Consider the following 22,061-nt stretch of genomic DNA (forward strand, 5'->3'; position numbering starts at 1 on the left):
CGATCGACCGATTTTAGATTTTCGATTTTAGATTTTAGATTGAAGTTGGTGAAGGTGGGTCGCGATCGCAGCTCAGGTATATGTGCTTATTGACAATTGCAGGGCGTAACAGGTGCGAAAGCCTGTTCCACAATAGATTAATGTTTTTGTTGGATTAATTTCAGCAACAGGCTTTTCGGCCTGTTTTACAATAGATTAATGTTTTTGTTGGGTGGGCCCCAGAGCCCGCCCCGATCGCCCTTATGGAAAAAGCTGTAACATCTCAGGTCAGATTAACCCTAGTTTGAAACAGGCCTCGGCACTTCGTAAGTCAAAAAGTCATAGGCCATTTTCGTATTCGGAAAAATAGCCTGCGCTTCCTTTAGCAAATCATCCAGGACGATCGCATTCCCCGGAGCGTAACGCGGGCTAAAATGCGTCATAATTAGCTGTTTCGCCCCAGCGATCAAAGCCACTTGAGCCGCCATTGTGGAAGTCGAATGCAGGCGATCGAAGGCCATTTGAGCATCTTGATGAGCAAAAGTCGCTTCATGCACCAACAAATCAGCATCCTTTGCTAATTCCACGGCCCCGTCACAAAAAACCGTGTCGGTACAGTAAACAAACTTCCGCCCGACTTGATCCGGGCCACAAAAATCAGTACCTTTAAACTCTCGCCCGTCCTCTAACTTTACCGTCTTTCCTTGTTTTAACTCCCCGTAAATTGGCCCGGAAGGAATGCCCGCTGCCTTCGCTTTTTCTACATCAAAATGTCCCGGACGATCTTTCTCAGTTACGCGATAACCAAAAGCAGTAACTCGGTGCTTCAAAGGGCCACAACTAACAATATATTCGTCATCTTCATAGATAACTCCCTCATGGATTTTGTGTACCTTCACCGGGTAAGAAAAATGAGTTTGAGAATAGCGAACGCCAGCTTGCAAATATTCTTCAAGTCCCGGAGGCCCGTAAAGATCGATGCGCTTGACATTCCCCGCCAAACCGCAGCTAGCCAGCAAACCCATTAAGCCGAAAATATGGTCGCCGTGCAGGTGAGTGATGAAAATGCGGCTTAGTTGGCTGACTTTGAGCTCGCTGCGGAGAAACTGGTGCTGAGTTCCTTCGCCGCAGTCAAACAGCCAGAGTTCCGCTCGCTGGGGCAAGCGGAGGGCGATGCTGGAAACGTTGCGCGATCGCGTGGGTACGCCGGAGCTAGTTCCGAGAAATGTAATCTGCAAGAGTCAAATCACCTCAATTAAGTCTTAAAAAATATGTTACATATATCCAGAGTGCGGCTGATCCGACATACAGGAAATAGTCGCAGGCAGGAACCGGGATAAATCGCTGTTCCTGGGAACATCTACTTGCTAAAATCATTTTCGACAAGCGCACAGAGTGCCAAACCCAATTCTAACGTTTTCTTTCTTCCGTTCCCCTTCCTTTTTCCCTTCCCTTCCCTTAAAAATTCTTAAACTCACACAGCACAGGAGGAAAATTTTCAAATGCAGTCAGGAGTATTCTTTGTTTCCGTTCTTTCGACATTAAAAAAACGCTACTTTTGGATTTCCTTGTTGTTTTGGCTGGCAATGGTAGCCCCAGCACAGGCCGCACTGATCTTGCGAGTGGCGGTACAAGACGGGGCCAGTCAGGTAAAAGTCGGCAGTTCTACTAAGGCTGCAATCCGCGACGGTAGCGGGCGCAATTTGGGCGAACTGCCGGCAAACAGTTCTCAGTCGGCTCAATTTCGATCGGGAACAGTGGCAATTGGTCGCTGGGCCGCCAACCAAGTTTGGATCGAGCCGACGGGGAACGGTTATGTCTGGATTGGCGATCGTTGGTATCGGGGACGCACCCTTCTAGTTCCCCAAAAAGGAGGCTTGACTGCCATCAACTACGTCAATATCGAACAATATCTCTACAGCGTTCTCGGCGCAGAGATGAGTGGCAATTGGCCTCAAGAGGCTTTGAAAGCCCAAGCAGTCGCCGCCCGTTCCTACGCTATCCACCAGCGCCTCAAAAGCGAAACCGACCTTTACGACGTGGACAGCACTCAGTATTCCCAAGTTTACAAAGGACTGCAAACAGAATCTTCTGGCACTTATTCCGCAGTCGATGCAACCGCCGGTCAAGTTTTGGCCTACAACGGTCAAATTATTTTAGCCGCTTTCCACTCTGCCTCTGGGGGACATACTGAAAATGTCGAGGATGTTTGGACGGAACCTCTGCCTTACCTGCGTGCTGTTCCTGACTTCGACCAAGGGGCCCCGGTTTATCAATGGAAAGAAAATTTTTCTCGCGCTCAAATCAGCAGTAAGATTTCTGGCGTGGGCAATGTGATCTCGATGAAGCCAGAACGCACTACCGCTCACGGCAGCGTTTTGAGGATGAAAGTAGTCGGAGATGGCGGTTCTAGGGTCATGACTGGCGCAGATTTACGCCGGGTTTTAAATTTGAGGAGTACGCGGTTCACCGTGATTCCTCAATATGGGGGCGGTGGGAACTCAAGGAACAGCGGCCAAGCTCCTACCGGTTTTCAAGTTGCTGGCAAAGGTTTCGGCCATGCTGTAGGAATGAGCCAGTGGGGTGCCTACAATTTGGCCAGACAAGGATACGGCTACCAGCAAATTTTGTTGCACTATTACCGAGGTGCTACTTTGGCTAGAATTGCAGTCCAGTAACTGCTGGGAGTGGGCAAGAAAGAAGTTCGGCAACGGATTATGTAACGGATGTAACGGATGTCAGGAAGAAGGAAGAAGGAAGAAGGAAGAAGGAAGAAGGAAGAACGGAAAAACAACTATTCCTGTATCTCTGACTTCCGTGTCCTGAATACAAGGAATTGGGAACTTGTACGGCCCTTCGACTACGATCGGGAACCGCGTAGTGGCAGGCCAGAAACCGCGTAGCCGAAGTATTGGAAATTGGAAATTGGGAATTGGGAATGACTAATGACTAATGACTAATGACTAATGACTAATGACTAATGACTAATGACTAACTACATTAAGGATTGCTATGCAAAAGTGGGAGTATTTATTTGTGGATGCGAATATGTATCCTTTTGGAAACAAGCTGATTAGTTTATATGTAAACGGTGAAGAACAGCGAGATTGGAAACAAGGCTCGCTGCATCTATTTGTCAATCATTTGGGGGAGGAAGGATGGGAACTTGTGGCTCTGGATCATGACTCGAAGTATGACCAAAATTGTTTAATTTTTAAACGCCCTAAGCTTATTTAATAAAACTCGGATTAGAAAAAATTATGACATCCATAAAGATTGATATTTTCCATAATTCTTAGCCACCAGCTAAAAGCCCGTTCCCCAACAAAGATATTTTATTGTGGAACAGGCATTCTGTCTATTCTTGAAAAGGGTGCAAGATTTTAGCAACCTAACTTAACAACAAACAACTGTTTTTTTCATTCGTATTACAAGTTTTCGGATCGATCGATCCGGCGCTGCCACTCGGCATTTATTTTGGGTGACTGTTCTAGTTCTTGTTGGGTTAATTCTGTTTCTGTTGTATAAGCTAAGTCTTCTCCAGTCAGAACGTTTTCTGCTGCAAATTCCTGGGCGTATGCCAGTTTTTTGAGTAAGTTGGCATCGGGTTCGTTTAATAACATTGCTCGCTGCTGACGCTCTTGATTGCGGGATTCTATCCGGCTATTTTTCCACTGAATCCAAAAGTAGCGAATTAAAGGAATTGCGAGAAATCCGACGCCATAAATCAGGATCATGGGATAAACAGCGCTGACGAAACCGATAAATCCACCTGCGATTAAATTATTAGTTAATAGATTCCCCAAAACTAACGCACCGACAAGATTGACGGCTCCTAACCCTGCTGCGAGCATGATTTTGCCGGAACTGGCGTTGCTGAAACGCCACAGCATTTCTCGCAAATAAGCTGCTACTGGTTCAGAATTTCTCTCGGTGGCTGTGGTTTGCAATTGCGGAAAATGGTAGACTATTTGCCCTTCGGGACTGACTTCGGGGCGGCCGTCAAAACGGGCGAGAGCCGGTAACATATATTCTTCGTATTCTCGGGCGTATCCTTGTCCGAGATTGTCTAGATATGGAGCAATTTGTTCGGCGGCGACGGCGCCTCGGTTGTTGCGAATTGCAGCGGCAATATCGCTCCATTTGCGCTCTTCTAGATTGTTATTGGGGTTGCCGTCTCCAAAGAGAAAGGAGAAAACTGCTTCTAGAAAACTCATCTGGGGTTTTTGGCCAGTTAAGCGCGATCGCTGCTGGTAGTATGGTTGGTCATGGTTCCAGTAAAATATCCAGATTAAGTCGTTCCAGAAGTAGGGAAAAAAGGAAAAGCCGCCGCCTCTGCCGCCCCCGCCACCACCGTCTCCGCCGCCCCCGTTGTTATTGCTATCGCCGCTGGAGAGTAAAATCGTGATAGCAACAAAAATTAAGAGGATAGAAGCTACCAGCACTATGCCGAAAGATATCCGAATCAGATAAAATAAAATGCGCCAGATTTTTTGCCACCATTCCTGCAACTGCAATCGCAAGAATTTGTTTCGCAAAATATCTCGAAAGTTCTTGGGAAATAGGTAGGCAATGTCGCCGGATTCTGCTACTTGCAGGTTGCCACCTGCTTCGGAGGCGAGGGTTAACAGTTCTCGCTGGGCAAAATTGACATCTAATCCAGCTTTTGCCGCCACGTCTCCAACCGTAACGCGGTAGCCAAGTTGTTCGACGGCTTGCATAATGGTGGGATTCGGAGCCATAGGTTTCTCTCTGTGAAAATTACCCGGTTATTTTTATTATATATTGCGGGAATTCGAGCTGGTTTTGGCGATCGCGTTTCTGATTTTTTTTGAGGCTGCCCTTGACTTTGGGGCCAAATATTGCTAGTGTTTTGCCGAATAACTTTTAAGTATGGGCTGAACTCGGATAACTTAATAAAACTTTGTGATTGAATTTCTTCTCGGCAGGCTATTTGCTTGTTTGCTCTGAGGGTCAAGGAGGGGGGATTATGGGTACAGTTAGTAAGGTACGGTGTGCGATCGCCCGTTGGCGTTAGCAAAGCAATCCGAACGAAAGCCATAGAAAAGGGTCGCCCCTGCACCCTCCAGCATAACTTTTCCCTTCGGCGCGGGTTTTTGTAAGTTTTGTGTAGAGTGCCAGAGATATGTTAAAGAAATCTAGTTTTTTTGCCAGTCTTGCAAGACTTATATAAAATAGATAGAGCTTGCGCGGGTGTTAAACCCAAGGGCGTGTTTTAAGGTTCGCAGGTGCGATCGACTAAACTTTTTAGCGCCCTCAACACAACGGCCCACTACAACAGTGGCGCAATTATTAATAGGAAAACTTTACAGGCTAATTTTTCTGATTAGCCACTAACCAAAGAATCGCATATGCCAAGAACTCAACGCAACGATAACTTTATTGACAAAAGTTTCACGGTAATGGCTGATATCATCCTCAAGATTATGCCGGCTAAAAAGCAGGCGAAGGAAGCTTTTGCTTATTACCGGGATGGTATGTCAGCTCAAGCAGATGGCGAATATGCTGAAGCGCTCGACAATTATCATGAAGCGCTGAAGCTGGAGGAAGATCCTTACGATCGCAGTTATGTCTTGTACAATATGGGGCTGATCCATACTAGCAACGGCGAACACGATAAAGCTTTGGAATATTACAGCGAGGCTTTGGATCTCAATCCGAGAATGCCACAAGCACTGAATAATATTGCTGTAATTTACCACTATCAAGGGGAAAAGGAAAAGGAAGCTGGCAATATTGAAGGGGCGGAAGGGCTGTTTGATAAAGCTGCGGATTATTGGAAGGAGGCTATTCGCTTGGCCCCAAACAATTACATTGAAGTGCAAAATTGGCTGAAGACGACAGGCCGATCGCAAATTGATGTGTATTTTTAACTAGGATGGGCATGGGGCATGGGGCATTAGTTATTTGTTCTATAGCAATCCATGCAGGAGTCGTAAACTTTTTACCCCACCCCAACCCTCCCCTTATCAAGGGGAGGGAGTAAGAAATTCACAAATGATGCGAGGATTGCCATATGTTTGTTGTTTGTTATTGTTCTTAATAACCAATTCCCCATTCCTCATTCCCCATTCCCCATTCCCAATTCCCAATTTCCAATTACAGATTTTTATGATTGACAGAGAAGAAGTTCGGAAAGTAGCGAATTTAGCGAGATTGGAATTAACGCCGGAAGAAGAAGAGCAGTTTACTGGTCAACTTAACGGTATTTTGGATTATTTCGAGCAGTTGAGCGAACTGGATACGAGTAAGGTGCAGCCGACAACGCGGGCGATCGATGTTAGTAATGTAATGCGATCGGACGATTTGCAACCTTTTGCTAAGGGAGAAAGTATTTTGGAGGGAGCTCCCGATCGCGATGGGGAGTTTTTCAAAGTGCCTAAGATTATGTAGGGTTCCCGCTGCGTAGCTAACTGAGGAAAATCACTTGTGGGGCTGGCTCCCATGCCAACCACACAAGCAGATTAAACTAAGTGTGGAACAGGTAATAAGTAAGCCCGGTATAAGCCACCCCACCAGATTAAACTGATAAAAACCCAAAACAATCTCACTCATAGGGATAAATCTGTAACGTTCATTCTTGGGGTGACAAATAGTCATGTACGTATTAATTGGTGGAGCAGGAATGATGGGGCTGGGTTTAGCCCAGCAGCTATTAAAAGTCGGTCATACGGTTGCCATCATCGATGCCGACCCGCTGGCCTGTCGCTTTGCTCGTGAAAAAATCGGAGTAATGGCATTTGAAGGCAGTGCGGTGAGTACAACGGTTCTTCTGGAAGCGGGAATTAAACAAGCAAACGCAGTCGTTGCAGCACTCAGGGATGATGCACTGAATTTAGCGCTGATCACCCTATCCAGAAGCTATGGCATTTCCCATATTGTGGTGCGAATGCGCGATCGCGAATTCCTGGAAGCCTATCGACTTGCCGGAGCCAGTCACATCATCAGCACTATTGATTTGGCAGTTGCATCAATGGCGAATGCGATTGAATATCCCCAAATCGAGTCGATGATGCACTTTGAACACGGGCAAGTCGAGGTACTAAAGCTGCCAGTTCCAGGCGATTGCAAGGTGGCAGGTAGCACCGTTGCTCAAATTGCTCAAGACCCCCGTTTTCCAACAGGTTCGCTGATTATTGGTTATCAATGCCATGCCTGCGCCAATCTGGAGATTCCAAACGGCAATACTGTTCTTGAAGCAGGTTCTACCATCTTGGTCGTCACCCGTCCAGAGCTAGTTCACCAAATGATTGATTACCTCGGCATTCGCGCTAGTCATCTGCCAACGTTAGAAGTTTCTCATCCAAATCTTTGATGTAAGGATGAACCAGATCCTCTGGGACAATTCGCTTGCGGAGGGCATCGCTAACTGCTCCTTTTTCTGCTAGAAGCAATCGCCGTCGAATCGTATCTAGCCCGCTGCGATCGCCCTGTACTTGCCCGGCCCGATGTTGATTGTAGAGATCGCGCAGCACTCGCTCAGAGTGCGCTACTCGTGCTTGATACGATGCCCATAATTCCTCGTAAACTGCCTTCGGCAACACGCCAGATTTCAGCAAACTATCTAGCTCATCTTGAGCCGCTTTGGAAGCAATCAACTGAATTTGTAACTGCCCTGCTTCCTGCATTACATCAGAAACACGGCTAATTTGTAACCGTTTTACTAGCCAGGGTAAACTTAATCCTTGTCCGACCAAGGAGAATAAAACTGCACCGAAAACCAGCGCAATGATGTTATCTCGTCCTGTCAATCCCAGAGGAATACTAAGCGCCAGTGCCATCGAGAGTGAGCCTTTGATGTTTCCCAGAAACAGAACGTGCTGCCAGCGCAGGGGAATCGGACGATCGAACCACCGCAGCGCCGCTAACAACAGATAAACCGAGAGAATCCGTGCCAGTTGATACGCCAAAATAACGAACAGAATGGATGGCAAAATTCTCCACAGTGTCAGCGGGTTAATCTCAATGCCGATCAGCAGAAAAATAAATGTATTGACCCCAAAACCAGCGTACTCCCAGAAGCTCAGTAGCGTAATTCGATCCGAGGCTGATGTAGTGCGAGAAAGCCCCAGATTGCCAAAAATAAGTCCGGCGATCACCACCGCCACCGCACCGGATACCCCCAAAAATTGCCCGATTTGGAATGTTCCTAACGCCAGCGCCACGGTCAGCAAGAGACTACTCAACGGGTCATTTAATCGAACAAATATCGGCAGACTCAAGTAACCTAAGATGACACCCACGAGTCCCCCACCCAAGGCAACCACGAGCAGTTCCTTAAGTCCTCCTACGACGGTAAGAGAACCTGTAGCATAAACGACTAGAATCAAATTGAATGAAACCAGGGCAGCCGCATCATTGAACAGGGTTTCTCCTTCCACGATGGTGGATAGCCGGGAAGGCACACGAATCTCTTTAAAAACCGCGATCATTGAGACTGTATCAGTGTTTGCCAGAATGACTCCGATCAGCAACGCCGGAATCCAGTCTAGTCCTAGCCCAAATTTAACCAGAATAGCGATAATTGCTGAGGAAAAGATCGAGCCTGGGCCCGCCAGCAGGGCGATCGGCTTAAAGGTGCTGCGGAGACGGCTGATATCAGTATTGATAGCTGCTTCAAAAATCAGAATTGGTAGAAAAAGATTTAATACTAAAGATGGGTCTAAACCTATTCGACGCGACAATACCTCCGTAATGGGCAACCCTGCTAACACTAAGCCCGTCACATAGGGAATTCGCAACCGTTGGGTTACGAGTGCCACAACAGTTGCAATCAGCAGCAGAATGATCAAGATGATGACCAATTCAGAAATAACTCCTGCAGTTTGGCTATTTGTAGCAGGATCGCTGCCCAAGGGAGGTGCTTGCGCTACAATCGACTCGATCGCCGATATTCCTGTCATAAATTCGTTTTCCTCACAGAAATTGACAGATTAACTACGGTTTTAGTCTACAGGAAACGGTTCACTATGCTGTAGGCGGAACTGCAATTTATGTGGTGTATTTGGATGAATGCCGATGAAGCTGAAACAGGATGTCTGGGTTGGTTGGGCGCTAGGGGCGTTTTTAGAGTGCAATTTTTTTGGTAGAGTTCTGGATAATTTCCCAACCCTTACAAAATGCTAATTCGTCTTAATTGTGCTGGCTTTTCTTTTTTGAACAGTCTCTTCTGAAGCATGGCAGACCCGATCGCGGTTGTCGAATCGGCGAGTAATGGAAGTTGTCGAGCCATCTGTGAGGAATAGGAGAGCGATCGCCCAAAGTCATCAATAGTCAAAATTAGGACTATTTTTGGACGTTCTGATTCGCGGGAATAAATTCCTCGAAGGTAATCGTCCTTTCTTACCTTGAATTTATGTGGCATCACAGACACGCCACGTCAGAATCTCCCAACGTTTAAGGACAGGTTCAGCAATCACGATCTCATTTTCTCTTGCCTCCATGACGATCAAATAATCTCCCTGGTTAAATCTGTCGTTGTAAATTCTTGCTTGTTCTTCTGGCACCAACCATCCTTGAAGTGCGCCATATAGACCGCCAGCAGTTGCAGCAATCCCACTTCCAGCGAAAGTTGCTAAAAGGCTTTCCACCGCTAATGCCTGACCAATACCGGGAATTAGCAGGCTGCTGAGTCCAACAATTAAGGCTAGTGCACCTAGTCGTATGCTGCCGTATATCGCGCCTAATTGTGCGCCTGCTGCTCTTGTGATTACAATTTGCTGCACCCCCAGAGAGTCCAAATCATTATTGTCAGAAGGTTTAGCAATCACTGAAATCTTGTGCATGGGGAAGCCCCTGCTTTTTAGCTCAACAAGCGCCTGCTTTACATTTCGATGATTAGTAAATAGGCCGCTAGCACGTTTGAGATTTTGGGAAGTCATGATAAATATTCAATATTCAACGCTACAAAATTGGTAAATAGTGTGTAAAGCCGCTTTGAATGACCGCATCACAAAAACTGCTTATACCGAATCCGGGTTTGGAGATTCTGTTATTCTTTAGTCGGCGCAGGCAGACTGTGTTTGTATAGAAGCGGTTTTAACCGCCGATCGATCTACTTATACCGAATCCGGGTTTGGAGATTCTGTTATTCTTTAGTCGGCGCAGGCAGACTGTGTTTGTATAGAAGCGGTTTTAACCGCCGATCGATCTACAGAATGACAAACCAGGATTTAGTATTAATTCAGAGGTGCAAAACGCTTTAGCAAAGCTGACAAAGGAATCATTGGCAGTCCGAATCCGATACAAATTAAGCCTTGGATTGGGTTCAAAGCTTCAGTGTTGAATAACTGATTCATAATGCCCCATTGGCTAAACAGGAATTGGAGAATGAAAATAGCCCCAATGCCGATCGCCACAGCATACCCAACTGATTCATCTTTACCGCGTAGTTTGGCGACGATCGCCGGAACGAAGCGACTGATGCTTAACAGGTAAAAAGCTTCGGCCGCCACCAATGCTTGAATTGCCATCGTCCGGGCTAGAGCTTCATTACCTGTGGTTTGGACGATCCATTCAAACATCCCAAAGATCGCAATCCAGTTAAATACTGAAACTGTCAGAATGCGAGCCGTCAGCCTGCGAGACAGCAGCGGTTCATTTGCCGGTCGAGGTGGATGTTGCATGACATCGGGAGAGGGCGGCTCAAATGCCAACGGTAAGCTCAACGCCACTGAACTGACCATATTCAGCCAGAGAATTTGTACTGGCAAAATGGGTAGCGGGGTTGCCAGAAGTACGGCAATCAAGATGGTCATGGATTCTCCACCATTCACGGGCAGGATGAAGGCGATCGCCCGCAGCAGATTCTTATAAACCGTGCGCCCTTCCTCAACTGCTTTCTCGATCGAAGCAAAGTTGTCGTTTGTCAACAGCATATCCGCTGCTTCTTTTGTAACTTCGGTGCCTGTAATACCCATCGCTATCCCAATGTCAGCTTGCTTCAGGGCGGGAGCATCGTTAACTCCATCTCCAGTCATCGCCACAATCTCGCCCTTAGACTGAAGTGCTTCGACAATGCGGAGCTTTTGCTCTGGTGCGACACGAGCAAACACGCAGCTTTGTTCAACAGCATTGGCGAATTGCTGCTGATTCATTTGAGCGAGTTCTTGACCGGTAAAAACGGGAGCCTCTTGGGTTTGATTTAGTCCCATTTGGTGCGCGATCGCTGCTGCTGTTTTGGCATGATCGCCCGTAATCATCTTGACCTGAATTCCTGCAGATCGACAGGCTTGAATCGCTTGAATGGCTTCGGGGCGAGGCGGGTCGATCATGCCTTGCAACCCCAGAAAAGTTAACCCTTGCTCAATATCAGAATGGTCAATTGAAGATTGAGAAGCGGGTACAACTTTCTTGGCAAGTGCCAGAACTCGTAACCCTTTTTTCGCCATTCTGTCCACAGTTTCCTCGATCGGCGCGGCGTTGAGGGATCTCGCCTCTCCCTCTTCATCGAGCATCTGGTGACACCGCTTGAGAATTGCCTCGATCGAACCCTTGACATAAATCAACCGTTCTGGACGATCGTCATGTAAGGTTGCCATGTATTGAAACTGAGATTCAAACGGCAGTGTATCGAGCCTGGATAGCGATTCCTCCAGTTTCTCAGTAATTAACCCCGCTTTTTGGGCTACCGCAACCAGCGCCCCTTCCGTTGGACTACCGACTACAGTCCAGTTTCCATCTTGCACTTCTAGATGCGAATCGTTGCACAAAAGTCCTGCTTGCAGGCATTCATATAAGGCAGGTGCATTGGTTAAGTCAACGGAATGTCCATTTACAGAAATTTCCCCGTCTGGTGCATATCCTCCACCGCTAACCCGATATCGCTTTCCACCGGCATCGATCTCTTGAACAGTCATTTGATTCTCAGTCAAGGTTCCGGTTTTGTCAGAACAAATCACGGTGGTGCTCCCCAGCGTCTCAATTGCCGGAAGTTTGCGAATAATGGCGTGCTGCTTTGCCATCCGGGAAACCCCGATCGCCAGTGTCACCGTTAAAATCGCGGGTAAGCCTTCAGGAATTGCGCTGACGGCAAGCGCCACAGATGCCTTGAACACCTCAACCCAAGAAAATCTCTGGGCAATGCCTGCAGCAAAGGTGAAGGCAGCCAAACCTAAAATGACATAGAGCAAGGTTTGGCTAAATTTGTCAATTTTGCGACTCAGTGGGGTTTCCAGTGTGGTACTTTGCTGCATGAGTTGGGAAATGTGTCCCGTCTCGGTCATGTCACCAATGCTGACGACGAGTCCGCGTCCTTGTCCAAACGTTACCAGGCTTCCTGTATACGCCATGTTCGTGCGATCGGCCAGTGCAGCGTCTGCCTCTAGCGCCTGGGATTGCTTCTGAACCGGGACAGATTCTCCCGTTAATCCTGACTCATCCACCTGTAAGTCACGGACTTCGATCAGCCGCAGATCCGCAGACACTTTATCCCCAGAAGACAGCAAGACGAGATCGCCAGGAACCAGTTCACTGGATGAAACCACTTGCTTTTGACCGTTGCGGAGAATGGTTGCCTCAGTTGCAACAGATTTTGCTAAAGCGGCGATCGCATTCTCTGCCTTTGACTCTTGAACGAAACCAATGGTGGCGTTCGTCAGAGCAACCCCCAAAATTACCCCTGAATCAATCCACTCTTTCAGAAATGCTGTTACTATCCCAGCAGCTAACAAAATGTAGATTAGTGGCTGATTCAGTTGCTGAAAAAATCGCAACCAGGCACTTTGCGGCTTCTGAGCCGTTAGTTGATTGGGGCCGAGGATTTCGCGCCGTTCGGCTGACACGTCGGAAGATAGACCTATTTCCAGGTCAGTCTCTAAAATCCGAGCCACTTTCTCGACAGAAATGTGATGCCAAGAGTGTTCTACTAATTTTTCTACATTGGTTGCAGTCATAACGTTTCTTGTCAAGCCAACTGCTTATCTGTTATTTCGTCTTGTTTCTAGCGTCATTGATGAAAGTGAGGGAAAAGTGAGCGACTGATTTCTGTTACTCACATTTGGATCACATTTGCTCCCTATACTTAGGCAGAGAACCGATTAAGATAACTTATAAACTTGCCAACCTTAGTTCACTCGATTTGATTTATTGTTACCTTTTATTAAAAGGGTTGTAAAAAGCATTACTTTTGATGGATGAACTATGGTACATTTACTTATACGAGTTCTCAAAAAAGTGAGGTATGCCCTATGCCCACGGAGGCCTATGCCCATGAGTACCTCATAGGAGAGCTCGAAAGGCTATATTGAGTTCAAATCCTCAAAGACTTCATGCTGAGGTTTATCGGCAAAATTGCGTTTCACAACAAACAAAACAAACAAACAAAGAATATGCAATTATTAAAGCTATTGGTGCAAGGAATCAGCGTCAGCACTGTTGCTATTTTGGGTTTAGGTGCTTGCACCTCCCCCAATACTCCACAGACAACTGTTCCATCTACTTCTGCTCCCACAACTGCCACTGGAAATACGACTGTTCCAACCACTCCAGCGCCTGCAACCACGACCGCACAGACGCCTCAAAATCAAGACATTGACGATATTGCCGATCGCGTAGAAGATGCCTTGGACTCCGATACCACCCTCAAGCCGTTCGATTTGGACGCAGACGATCGGGATAATTCGATTGTGTTAACAGGGCGCGTTCAAACGGCCGAACAAAAAGCATTGGCAGAACAAATTGCTCGGCAAACTGCAGCGAATGTTTCCATCACTAACGAAATCGTTACTCAGTAGTTATTAATCCTCAAGCGGCAAGAGTATGGGACGCTTCTTGGTGCTTGAGGAATTGCTCGATCCCAGCCAGGAAACCTATGGATTTGGCAACCTTATTTGACTGGATGCGATCGCAAAAATAAATAGGACGGGCTATCCGGCCCGTCCCACAAAAAAAAATAACTCTTGTGGGATGGGCCGGATAGCCCGTCCCATCAATTGATGAAAAGGATTTTTGCAAGAGGTCTACTGGATACGATCGCAATATTGAAACACTAAACTTATTCAACAATTTCGTAACGGACTAACTGGCGAACATTTTGACGTGATAACTGGAGTTCTTGCGCGATCGCTGCCTCTATCTGGGTTGCGTCAGTCATTGGCAATTCTAATTCCAATCGCTTCAAAATGGGTTCTGCTGTTTCTACCGCAACCTGGGTGGTTCCTTGTTTTCGGTTAATCACCGCGTTGATCAGCAATATATTGACAGACACCGTTGCTTTAAGCTGGGTATCTGCCTGAAGTTTATTCTTTACTATCTGGGGTTGTTGTAATTCTTGAGCCATTAGGAAACTAGAGCAAACCCAAAACGCGATCGCCACAAACGGCAATGGCAACCAAAACTCTGCGCCTGATGCTTTTAGCCAACGTTTAGTAACCTGCCACATAAATTTTTTACCCCACCCCAACCCTCCCCTTATCAAGGGGAGGGAGTAAGAAATTCACCAATGATTTAGGATTGCTATATTTGCACTTTAGTGGAGTTAGCGGTCTCCTGAAATCCTACTCAAGGACGATGCGTCAAATGTTTCAGTTCGATAGGCCCAATTAAAGAAAAATATGAGAATCTTACTTGTGGAGGATGACCCAAAGCAACTGATGCCACTTCAAACAGTGCTGTCTCAAGCAGGACATAGCGTGGATGGGGTAAAAGATGGACAGACGGCACAGTGGCTGTTATCAGAAAAAGAATATGATTTGTTGATTTTGGACTGGATGTTGCCACATATCAGTGGGGTAAATCTCTGTCGTCAATATCGATCGGCAGGGAAAACAGCGCCGATTTTGATGATCACCGCAAGAGACACCACGCCGGAAAAAGTGACCGGGTTAGACGCAGGTGCAGATGATTACCTGGTGAAACCGATCGACTTGGTTGAATTCATGGCACGAGTGCGGGCCTTAAGACGGCGATCGCCCCTTTGGCAAGGAGATACGCTCAGCCTTGAGGATCTGCACCTCCACCTCGATACTCTTACTGTTGAGCGACAAGGTGCAACCGTTTCCCTCTCCAGTCGCGAGTTTCAGTTGTTGGAGTATTTTATGCGTCATCCCCGGCAAGTTTTGACTCGGAATCAGATTGAACAAGGTGTGTGGGAATGGGGGACTGAACCAGAGAGCAATGCGATCACTGTTCTAATTCGCAAACTCCGCCAACGCTTGCAGGCTGTAGGATCGGCAGACTGGATTGAGAGCATTTACGGTATGGGTTATCGCCTCACTTCCCCTCTCAAGTAAAGATCGTAAAGGCAAGTCGTGTTTAATCAAAGTCGTCGCAATCTGGCTCGTTGGTTCACCCTCTCAATGGGAAGCATTCTCGTGCTGTTTGCTGGGGCGATTTATCAGATTGAGGTAAAAGATAAACTAGAGGCGCTCGATCGACTGCTGTATGACAAAACTAGAGTCATGGCTGCCAGCGTACATTATGAAGTTCGCCAAAACCAGAACCAGGTCGATCTGAATCATGTTTCCTTGTTAGGCAGTGGTTCCCATCCCCTTGCTGAAGATCTGATTTACGTGCGCTGGTATAACGCACAAGGGCGGTTAGTTCGTTTTTTTGGGAATTCTCCTCCCCAGCAGTTAAATACGCCTTTTGGTTATCTCACAGTTCGATCGACCGATCCACTTTTGGGAAAAGGAATCTGGCTGCGTCAGGTGACATTACCCGTTGAAGGTAGAACAGGGGTACTCGGTTATCTTCAGGTTGCAACTCCCCTGACAGAAACTCAAAACAGGCTCACTGAGCTTCAGATTGTGCTAACTCTCGCTGTCCCGCTGACACTGGGCTTAATTGCCCTCACAGGTTGGTTTCTCAGTGGGCTGGCCATGCAACCGATTCGGCAAGCCTATCAGCAGCTTCAGCGCTTTACAGCCGATGCCTCTCACGAGTTGCGATCGCCCCTGTCTGCCATTCTCACTAATGCCCAGCTTGGGTTGCTGATCGCGGCTGATGATACACGTTACCATCCTCCCTTAGAAAACATTGTAGATAGCGCAAAATCCATGGGAGCCTTGGTGAATAATTTACTGCTGTTGGCTCGTCATCAGGGGCGACTTGCGCCGGAATCGCTCAAGTTAATCAATCTCAACGAGTTGCTGAGCAATTTAGCAACCCAGTTTCTCGCACTTGCAGAAGTCCAAAATATCAAACTAACCTGCGAATCACCGGCACAACGGATTGAATTATTGGCCGATCCTGATTTGCTGCGGCAAGTAGTCGAAAACTTGCTTTACAATGCCTGTAAATATACTCCTGTTGGCGGAACTGTAAAGATACGCTTAGTTCTTCATTCCCATTTGGCAGTCATTCAGATCATCGATACGGGAATCGGTATTCCAGAAGTGGACTTACCCTATATTTTCGATCGCTTCTATCGAGTAGACACCGATCGCTCGCAGGATAGTGGAGGCTTTGGGCTGGGGTTGGCGATCGTCGAACAAATTGTCAAGGCACACAGCGGACAAATACAGGTGACGAGTGAAGTGGGCAAAGGCTCAACTTTCCAGGTTGAACTGCCGCTCAAACCTTATCACTAAGCCGCCTCAAACGAGAGAGAAGGTGCACTCTGCTTTAGACGTAACTGCAATGTATTGTAAAACTTCATTGAGTTTATAAGCAATTATAAACAATAATGGTATTCTATTGTTGTGAGTGTTGAACAAGGAATACGCATCGCCCAAAAAACGCAAGTCTCAAATGCAACTAACAGAGAGGCACATCATTAAATCAACGTCACACCGTTTCGCCCAAATAGACGAACTAGCTTTCAAGTCCAAAAACCTCTACAATGCCGCCAATTACGTCATTCGTCAGAGCTTTATTTATGGATGGGGTTATGTCAGTTATAACGAAATGAACCGATTGATGAGGTCTCACGAAGCATATAAGGCTTTGCCTGCTAAAGTAAGTCAGCAAATCTTGATGGTGCTAGACAAGAATTGGAAATCGTTTTTTGAAGCCGTTAAAGCTTACAAAGCTGACTCTTCAAAATTAACGGGTAGCCCAAAATTGCCAAAGTACAAAGATAAGACTAAAGGGCGTAACCTTCTCGTTTACACGATTCAATCAATTAGCAGCAAACAGTTGAAGAAAGGAATCATTAAACTTTCCGGCACTGAACTTTCAATTAAAACCCAACTCAATCCCAACCAGATTTGTCAAGTTAGACTGGTTCCGAAATGTGATTCCTATGTAATTGAGGTGATTTATGATGAAGCGGAGTCCAGCCTTGGCAATGCCAACTCTGTAGCTAGTATTGATTTAGGATTGGACAATTTAGTGGCGTTAACTTCAAATCAACCGGGATTTATCCCTTTGTTGATCAACGGGCGACCATTAAAATCGATTAACCAGTTCTACAACAAACGCAAATCCCGATTACAATCCCAGTTAAAAGGGAATCGTCAAACCTCACCCAGAATTCAGCGATCAACTCGCTGTCGAAATCAGAAAGTTGATAATTACTTGCATCATGCTAGTCGTGTGATTGTTGACGATTTGGTAGTGAACCAAATTGGAACGCTGGTAATCGGCAAAAATGCACAGTGGAAAACCGATATCAATCTCGGTAAACAAACCAACCAAAATTTTGTCAGTATTCCTCACTCTCGATTAATTGAAATGTTGGAGTACAAAGCTCGCTTGGCGGGAATCACAGTAATTGTGCAGGAAGAATCCTACACATCCCGCTCCAGTTTTTTAGGTTTAGACCCAATTCCTGTTTATGGAAAAACCGAAAAAGAGCCTGTGTTTACTGGTAAGCGGGTTAAGCGGGGTTTGTACAAAACATCGACTGGTCAATTAATTAATTCTGATATCAACGCTTCGTACAACATCCTCAGAAAAGCAATCCCAAATGCCTTCAGCGATGGGATAGGGAGCTGCGTAGTTCAGCCGAGGCGGGTCAATCCGCTCAAAGTAAAAGCGAAGGGGGAGGGACTTGAAGCCTCCCATGTCTATAAATGACTATACTTTTGCCAGCTATGTGGTGTATTTGGATGAATGGCGATGAAGTTGAAACATGATTTCTGGATTGGTTGGGCGCTAGGGGCGATCGTCCTGAGCTCTTGCTGGGACCAAACTACCTCACCAAGACAACAACCCGATATAAAACGTGAAATTTCACTGAAAGCAGTCCCGTTAGATAAAACAAAAGTTGTGATGGGACAAACCGTATATGTCCCTATTTACTCACATATTTATCACTACAATAGCAAGGATCAAGTCATGAATTTGTCAGCCACCCTCAGTATCCGCAATACGGATCTGACAAATTCGATTATTATTACTTCGGTGCGTTACTACGATAGCGATGGGAAATTGATTAGGCACGACATTAAGAGTCCAGTAGAACTCAAGCCCCTTGCTTCCACAGACTTTTTTATTGCAGCAGATGATACAAGTGGAGGCTCAGGTGCAAACTTTATTGTGGAGTGGGTTGCAGAAAAAACGGTTTACGATCCTGTCATTGAAGCTGTCATGATTAGTACCTCATCTTCTCAGGGTATTTCATTTATCAGTCCCGCTAAAGTTCTCAAGCAACACAAGATGCAGAAGTGATTTTAGAGGATTAAATTATTGCTTTATAAGGTAGGTTTAGACTCTTATAATGGGAGCATCTCATATTTGTAAAAACACTTATTCTGGTTTCTTCCTTCTTCATTCTGACTTGTTTCCTACTGGATCCTGACTCCTAATTCCAATTTCTAGCTTAGGAATGAGAATTAAATAACTTCCACAATAATAATTAAAATTGTAAGTTATTTAATTCGCGATCCTTAGCTGCACAAGCGAGATTATCCCATTTTTAATTTTTAACTTTGTATATCGCTATTTATTGCAAAATAAAACGATAGCATTAATGTGGAGACTACCCAACTGTTTTCTGTTAAGATTAGAGAGCTTGAGGGTGAATACTAAAAATATAAATGAGGACTTAGGGTATGCAAAAGCGACAATTGGGGACATCACAAATTCAGATTACCCCGATAATTATGGGGACTTGGCAAGCTGGGAAGCGGATGTGGGTGGGAATTGAGGATGCTGAAACTGTCAAAGCAATGCGCGCGGCTTTTGAGGCAGGTATTACCACCTTTGATACGGCTGAGGTTTACGGAGAAGGGCATTCGGAACAAATTATCGGTCAAGCACTTTCAGATGTGCGATGGCAAGTAGTTTATGCTAGCAAAGTTTTCGCCAACCACCTGAAACCCGATTTGTTAATCGAAGCGTGCGATCGATCCCTAAAAAACCTCAACACCGATTATATCGACCTTTACCAAATCCACTGGCCCGCTGGCAGTTGGAATTCCGAGTTAGTGCCAATTGCAGAAACAATGGACGCCCTGAACAAGTTAAAAGAACAGGGGAAAATTCGGGCGATCGGCGTTTCCAACTTCTCCCGTGCCCAAATAGAAGAAGCCGCCCAATACGGACGCATCGACAGCCTGCAACCGCCCTATTCTCTGTTTTGGCGCTGGGTAGAAAAAGATGTTATGTCCTATTGTGTTGACAATCATATCTCAATTATTGCTTATTCATCTCTAGCTCAAGGAATATTGACAGGTAAATTCGGGCCAGAACACAAGTTTGAAGAAGGCGACCACCGCGCCAAAAATAAGCTGTTCATCAAAGAAAATTACGACCGAGTGCAAACAGCATTAAATCAACTCAGGCCAATTGCCGATCGCCACCAGACAAGCTTGGGCAACTTAGCTTTAGCTTGGTTGATTTCCCAGCCACAAACAAATGCAATTGTCGGCGCGCGCGACGGGGAACAAGCAGCCGAAAATGCTAAAGCTGCTGAGGTAAAATTGAGTGAAGAGGAATTAAAAGAAATTGACGCGATCGGGCGAACAGTCACCGATCGTTTAGACGACAACCCCGTCATGTGGAATTTCTAAAACAGAACTGACGCAACTGGCATATATAGTAAGGTACCCCGGAACTCACGCCCAGATCACCATTCTCGCTTAACGGGCTAGAAGCCCATTCCACAAAGAGTGAATTTCTTGTGGAATGGGCTTCTAGCCCGTTCCTAAAAAGCTAATGAGGTATAATATCTACTGCGCTGTGGAAATATTCAAAAAGTTAAAATCAAAAATCAAAAATCCGCAATCTAAAATCGAATGAGTTACTGCCTAAACCCCAACTGTTCCAAGCCGCAAAATCCCCCCGCAGTCAAATTATGCAAACATTGCCGTTCAAAACTGCTGCTGCGCGATCGCTACCGGGCGATAAAGGCGATCGGACAAGGCGGTTTTGGTAGAACATTCCTCGCCGTTGACGAAGACAAACCCTCAAAACCTCGCTGCGTCATCAAACAATTTTTACCTGCAGAAACCCCACTCATCCCATCAGCAAGCAATCGCAACAGCAAAAAAGCCGCCGAACTTTTTGAACAAGAAGCAATGCGATTAGACGAGTTGGGAAAACACCCTCAAATTCCCGAACTATTAGCCTATTCTATCCAAGACAGCAGACAATATGTAGTCCAAGAATTTATCGACGGGCAAAATTTAGCACAAATTGTAGAAACAGAAGGCAGATTTACAGAAAATCAAATTCAAGACTTACTCAATAGCCTATTACCCGTCCTTCACTTCATCCATTCCCACAACGTTATTCACCGAGACATCAAACCCGGAAACATCATTCGCCGCGCCGACAAACAATTAGTCTTAGTAGACTTTGGCGCTGCCAAAATTGCTACAGGTACAGCATTACTCAAAACAGGAACCAGCATCGGCAGCCCCGAATACATCGCCCCCGAACAAGCTAGAGGCAAAGCATTTTTTACCAGCGATTTGTACAGTTTAGGCGTAACTTGTTTGTACTTGCTAACTCAAGTTTCCCCTTTTGACCTGTTTGATCCTGGTGAAGATTCCTGGATATGGCGACAGTATTTGGCTAACAACCCCGTGAGTGAACAACTCGGAAAAATTTTAGACAAAATGATTGCCAATGCTACCAACCGCCGCTATCAAACGGCTGTTGAAGTATTAAAAGAAATTAATCCCCAAGTTGCGATCGATCTAGCAATTCCTAAAACAAGTTCCAAGTTAGTTAAACCAGGAAAAACTCCCGCCCAGCCCCAACAGCAAACCTATAGCTGGCAATGTATTCACACCCTAACAGGCCACAAAAACTTAATTTACTCTGTGGCTTTCAGCCCCAACGGAGAAGTTGTAGCCAGCGGCAGCGATGACAAAACAATCAAGCTGTGGGGAGTTGAAGACGGGCAAGAAATTGTCACCCTCACAGGACACGCTAACTCAGTTTATACAGTAGCTTTCAGCCCTGACGGAAAGATGCTAGCCAGCAGCAGCCACGACAAAACTGTCAAACTTTGGCGGATGAAAGATGGGCAAGAAATTCGCACGTTTGTGGGTCACACTAACTCAGTTTACAGCGCAGCTTTCAGTCCCGATGGCGAAATTATTGCTAGCAGCAGTTGGGACAAAACAATCAAGATTTGGCGCGTCAAAGACGGGCAAGAAATTCGCACCCTTGCGGGTCACACCAACTTAGTTTATTTGGTTGCTTTTAGCCCGGATGGCGAAACTATTGCTAGTTGCAGTTGGGACAGAACCGTCAAAATTTGGCGAGTTAAAGATGGGAAGCTAATTCGCACACTTACAGGTCATACAGACTCCGTTCGCTGCATAGCTTTTAGTCCAAATGGAGAGTTTTTGGCTAGCGGTAGCCATGACAATACTATTAAAATTTGGTGGGTCAAAGATTGGCAAGAAGTTTTAACTATCACAGGACATTCTTGGTATGTTGATTCTATTGCTTTTAGTCCCGATGGCGAGATTCTGGCTAGCAGCAGCAATCAAACTATTAAAATTTGGCGAGTGAAAGACGGTCAAGAAATTTGTAATATTGCGGGTCACAATAACTCTGTCTATTCGGTTAATTTTAGCCCAGAAGGAGAGTTTATGGCTAGCGGCAGTAGTGACAAAAGTATTAAGATTTGGCAGAATACCATGTTTGTTTAATTACCCGCAATCAAAATTGTTTGTAGTCGGTGGGCGGGGGCAGGTTTATGATAATTGTGGGTTTTAGGC

The 22,061-nt window shown here is 46.0% G+C and carries 18 protein-coding genes; 12 read left to right on the plus strand and 6 right to left on the minus strand.

The window, feature by feature from the left end; all coding sequences use genetic code 11:
• Positions 1 to 278: 278 nt before the first annotated feature.
• Positions 279 to 1,217 carry a ribonuclease Z gene (locus QUB39_RS11670; RefSeq protein ID WP_333053612.1) on the minus strand — a complete coding sequence of 313 codons (939 nt, stop codon included), beginning with the start codon at positions 1,215 to 1,217 and terminating at the stop codon, positions 279 to 281.
• Positions 1,218 to 1,481: 264 nt separating this feature from the next.
• Here QUB39_RS11670 and QUB39_RS11675 point away from each other — a divergent pair, with 264 nt between their 5' ends.
• Complete coding sequence (locus tag QUB39_RS11675; RefSeq protein ID WP_333208884.1) at positions 1,482 to 2,657, plus strand: SpoIID/LytB domain-containing protein; 1,176 nt, start codon at positions 1,482 to 1,484, stop codon at positions 2,655 to 2,657.
• Positions 2,658 to 2,991: 334 nt separating this feature from the next.
• Positions 2,992 to 3,216, plus strand: coding sequence for a hypothetical protein (locus tag QUB39_RS11680; RefSeq protein ID WP_015174403.1), 225 nt, complete (start codon positions 2,992 to 2,994; stop codon positions 3,214 to 3,216).
• Between the two features lie 191 nt (positions 3,217 to 3,407).
• Here the strand turns inward: QUB39_RS11680 and QUB39_RS11685 are convergent, their stop codons facing one another.
• Positions 3,408 to 4,721, minus strand: a complete 1,314-nt coding sequence (locus QUB39_RS11685) for a hypothetical protein (protein WP_333208882.1) — start codon at positions 4,719 to 4,721, stop codon at positions 3,408 to 3,410.
• 630 nt (positions 4,722 to 5,351) lie between these two features.
• Between QUB39_RS11685 and QUB39_RS11690 the strand changes: the two genes are divergently transcribed.
• The 3 genes from QUB39_RS11690 to QUB39_RS11700 all read left to right on the plus strand — a co-directional run bounded on the left by QUB39_RS11690 (position 5,352) and on the right by QUB39_RS11700 (position 7,315).
• A complete protein-coding gene (locus tag QUB39_RS11690) occupies positions 5,352 to 5,873 on the plus strand; it encodes a photosystem I assembly protein Ycf3 (RefSeq protein WP_333039118.1) in 522 nt (173 codons plus the stop codon).
• Positions 5,874 to 6,111: 238 nt separating this feature from the next.
• A complete protein-coding gene (gene gatC / locus QUB39_RS11695; RefSeq protein ID WP_006635952.1) occupies positions 6,112 to 6,393 on the plus strand; it encodes an Asp-tRNA(Asn)/Glu-tRNA(Gln) amidotransferase subunit GatC in 282 nt (93 codons plus the stop codon).
• 205 nt (positions 6,394 to 6,598) lie between these two features.
• Positions 6,599 to 7,315: a TrkA family potassium uptake protein gene (locus QUB39_RS11700; RefSeq protein ID WP_333053615.1), complete on the plus strand. Its 717-nt coding sequence runs from the start codon at positions 6,599 to 6,601 to the stop codon at positions 7,313 to 7,315.
• Here the strand turns inward: QUB39_RS11700 and QUB39_RS11705 are convergent.
• The 3 genes from QUB39_RS11705 to QUB39_RS11715 all read right to left on the minus strand — a co-directional run bounded on the left by QUB39_RS11705 (position 7,272) and on the right by QUB39_RS11715 (position 12,893).
• Positions 7,272 to 8,903, minus strand: coding sequence for a sodium:proton antiporter (locus tag QUB39_RS11705; protein WP_333053616.1), 1,632 nt, complete (start codon positions 8,901 to 8,903; stop codon positions 7,272 to 7,274). The genes QUB39_RS11700 and QUB39_RS11705 overlap by 44 nt on opposite strands.
• A 450-nt stretch (positions 8,904 to 9,353) precedes the next feature.
• Complete coding sequence (locus tag QUB39_RS11710) at positions 9,354 to 9,881, minus strand: hypothetical protein (RefSeq protein ID WP_333053617.1); 528 nt, start codon at positions 9,879 to 9,881, stop codon at positions 9,354 to 9,356.
• A 297-nt stretch (positions 9,882 to 10,178) separates the two neighbouring features.
• Complete coding sequence (locus tag QUB39_RS11715) at positions 10,179 to 12,893, minus strand: cation-transporting P-type ATPase (RefSeq protein WP_333485066.1); 2,715 nt, start codon at positions 12,891 to 12,893, stop codon at positions 10,179 to 10,181.
• A 435-nt stretch (positions 12,894 to 13,328) separates the two neighbouring features.
• Here QUB39_RS11715 and QUB39_RS11720 point away from each other — a divergent pair, with 435 nt between their 5' ends.
• Positions 13,329 to 13,733 carry a BON domain-containing protein gene (locus QUB39_RS11720; protein ID WP_333053619.1) on the plus strand — a complete coding sequence of 135 codons (405 nt, stop codon included), beginning with the start codon at positions 13,329 to 13,331 and terminating at the stop codon, positions 13,731 to 13,733.
• A gap of 260 nt (positions 13,734 to 13,993) precedes the next feature.
• On the opposite strand, the gene QUB39_RS11725 is transcribed toward QUB39_RS11720, so the two are convergent.
• Positions 13,994 to 14,380 carry a hypothetical protein gene (locus QUB39_RS11725; RefSeq protein ID WP_333053620.1) on the minus strand — a complete coding sequence of 129 codons (387 nt, stop codon included), beginning with the start codon at positions 14,378 to 14,380 and terminating at the stop codon, positions 13,994 to 13,996.
• 172 nt (positions 14,381 to 14,552) lie between these two features.
• Between QUB39_RS11725 and rppA the strand changes: the two genes are divergently transcribed.
• The 6 genes from rppA (at position 14,553) to QUB39_RS11755 (ending at position 21,992) form a co-directional block, all read left to right on the plus strand.
• A complete protein-coding gene (gene rppA / locus QUB39_RS11730) occupies positions 14,553 to 15,230 on the plus strand; it encodes a two-component system response regulator RppA (protein WP_333053621.1) in 678 nt (225 codons plus the stop codon).
• 18 nt (positions 15,231 to 15,248) lie between these two features.
• The gene (locus tag QUB39_RS11735) at positions 15,249 to 16,529 is read left to right on the plus strand and encodes a HAMP domain-containing sensor histidine kinase (protein ID WP_333053622.1); all 1,281 of its coding nucleotides are present in this window, start codon (positions 15,249 to 15,251) and stop codon (positions 16,527 to 16,529) included.
• A 160-nt stretch (positions 16,530 to 16,689) separates the two neighbouring features.
• A complete protein-coding gene (locus tag QUB39_RS11740; protein ID WP_333208877.1) occupies positions 16,690 to 17,958 on the plus strand; it encodes a transposase in 1,269 nt (422 codons plus the stop codon).
• A gap of 42 nt (positions 17,959 to 18,000) precedes the next feature.
• Positions 18,001 to 18,552 (plus strand): DUF3124 domain-containing protein, encoded by a 552-nt coding sequence (locus QUB39_RS11745; protein WP_333208875.1) that lies wholly within the window; start codon positions 18,001 to 18,003, stop codon positions 18,550 to 18,552.
• Positions 18,553 to 18,935: 383 nt separating this feature from the next.
• Positions 18,936 to 19,895 (plus strand): aldo/keto reductase, encoded by a 960-nt coding sequence (locus QUB39_RS11750; RefSeq protein WP_333208873.1) that lies wholly within the window; start codon positions 18,936 to 18,938, stop codon positions 19,893 to 19,895.
• A 225-nt stretch (positions 19,896 to 20,120) separates the two neighbouring features.
• Positions 20,121 to 21,992: a serine/threonine-protein kinase gene (locus tag QUB39_RS11755; RefSeq protein WP_333053625.1), complete on the plus strand. Its 1,872-nt coding sequence runs from the start codon at positions 20,121 to 20,123 to the stop codon at positions 21,990 to 21,992.
• Positions 21,993 to 22,061: the final 69 nt, after the last annotated feature.

The organism is Microcoleus sp. AT8-B5 (assembly GCF_036705565.1).
In the GTDB taxonomy this organism is placed as follows: domain Bacteria; phylum Cyanobacteriota; class Cyanobacteriia; order Cyanobacteriales; family Microcoleaceae; genus Microcoleus.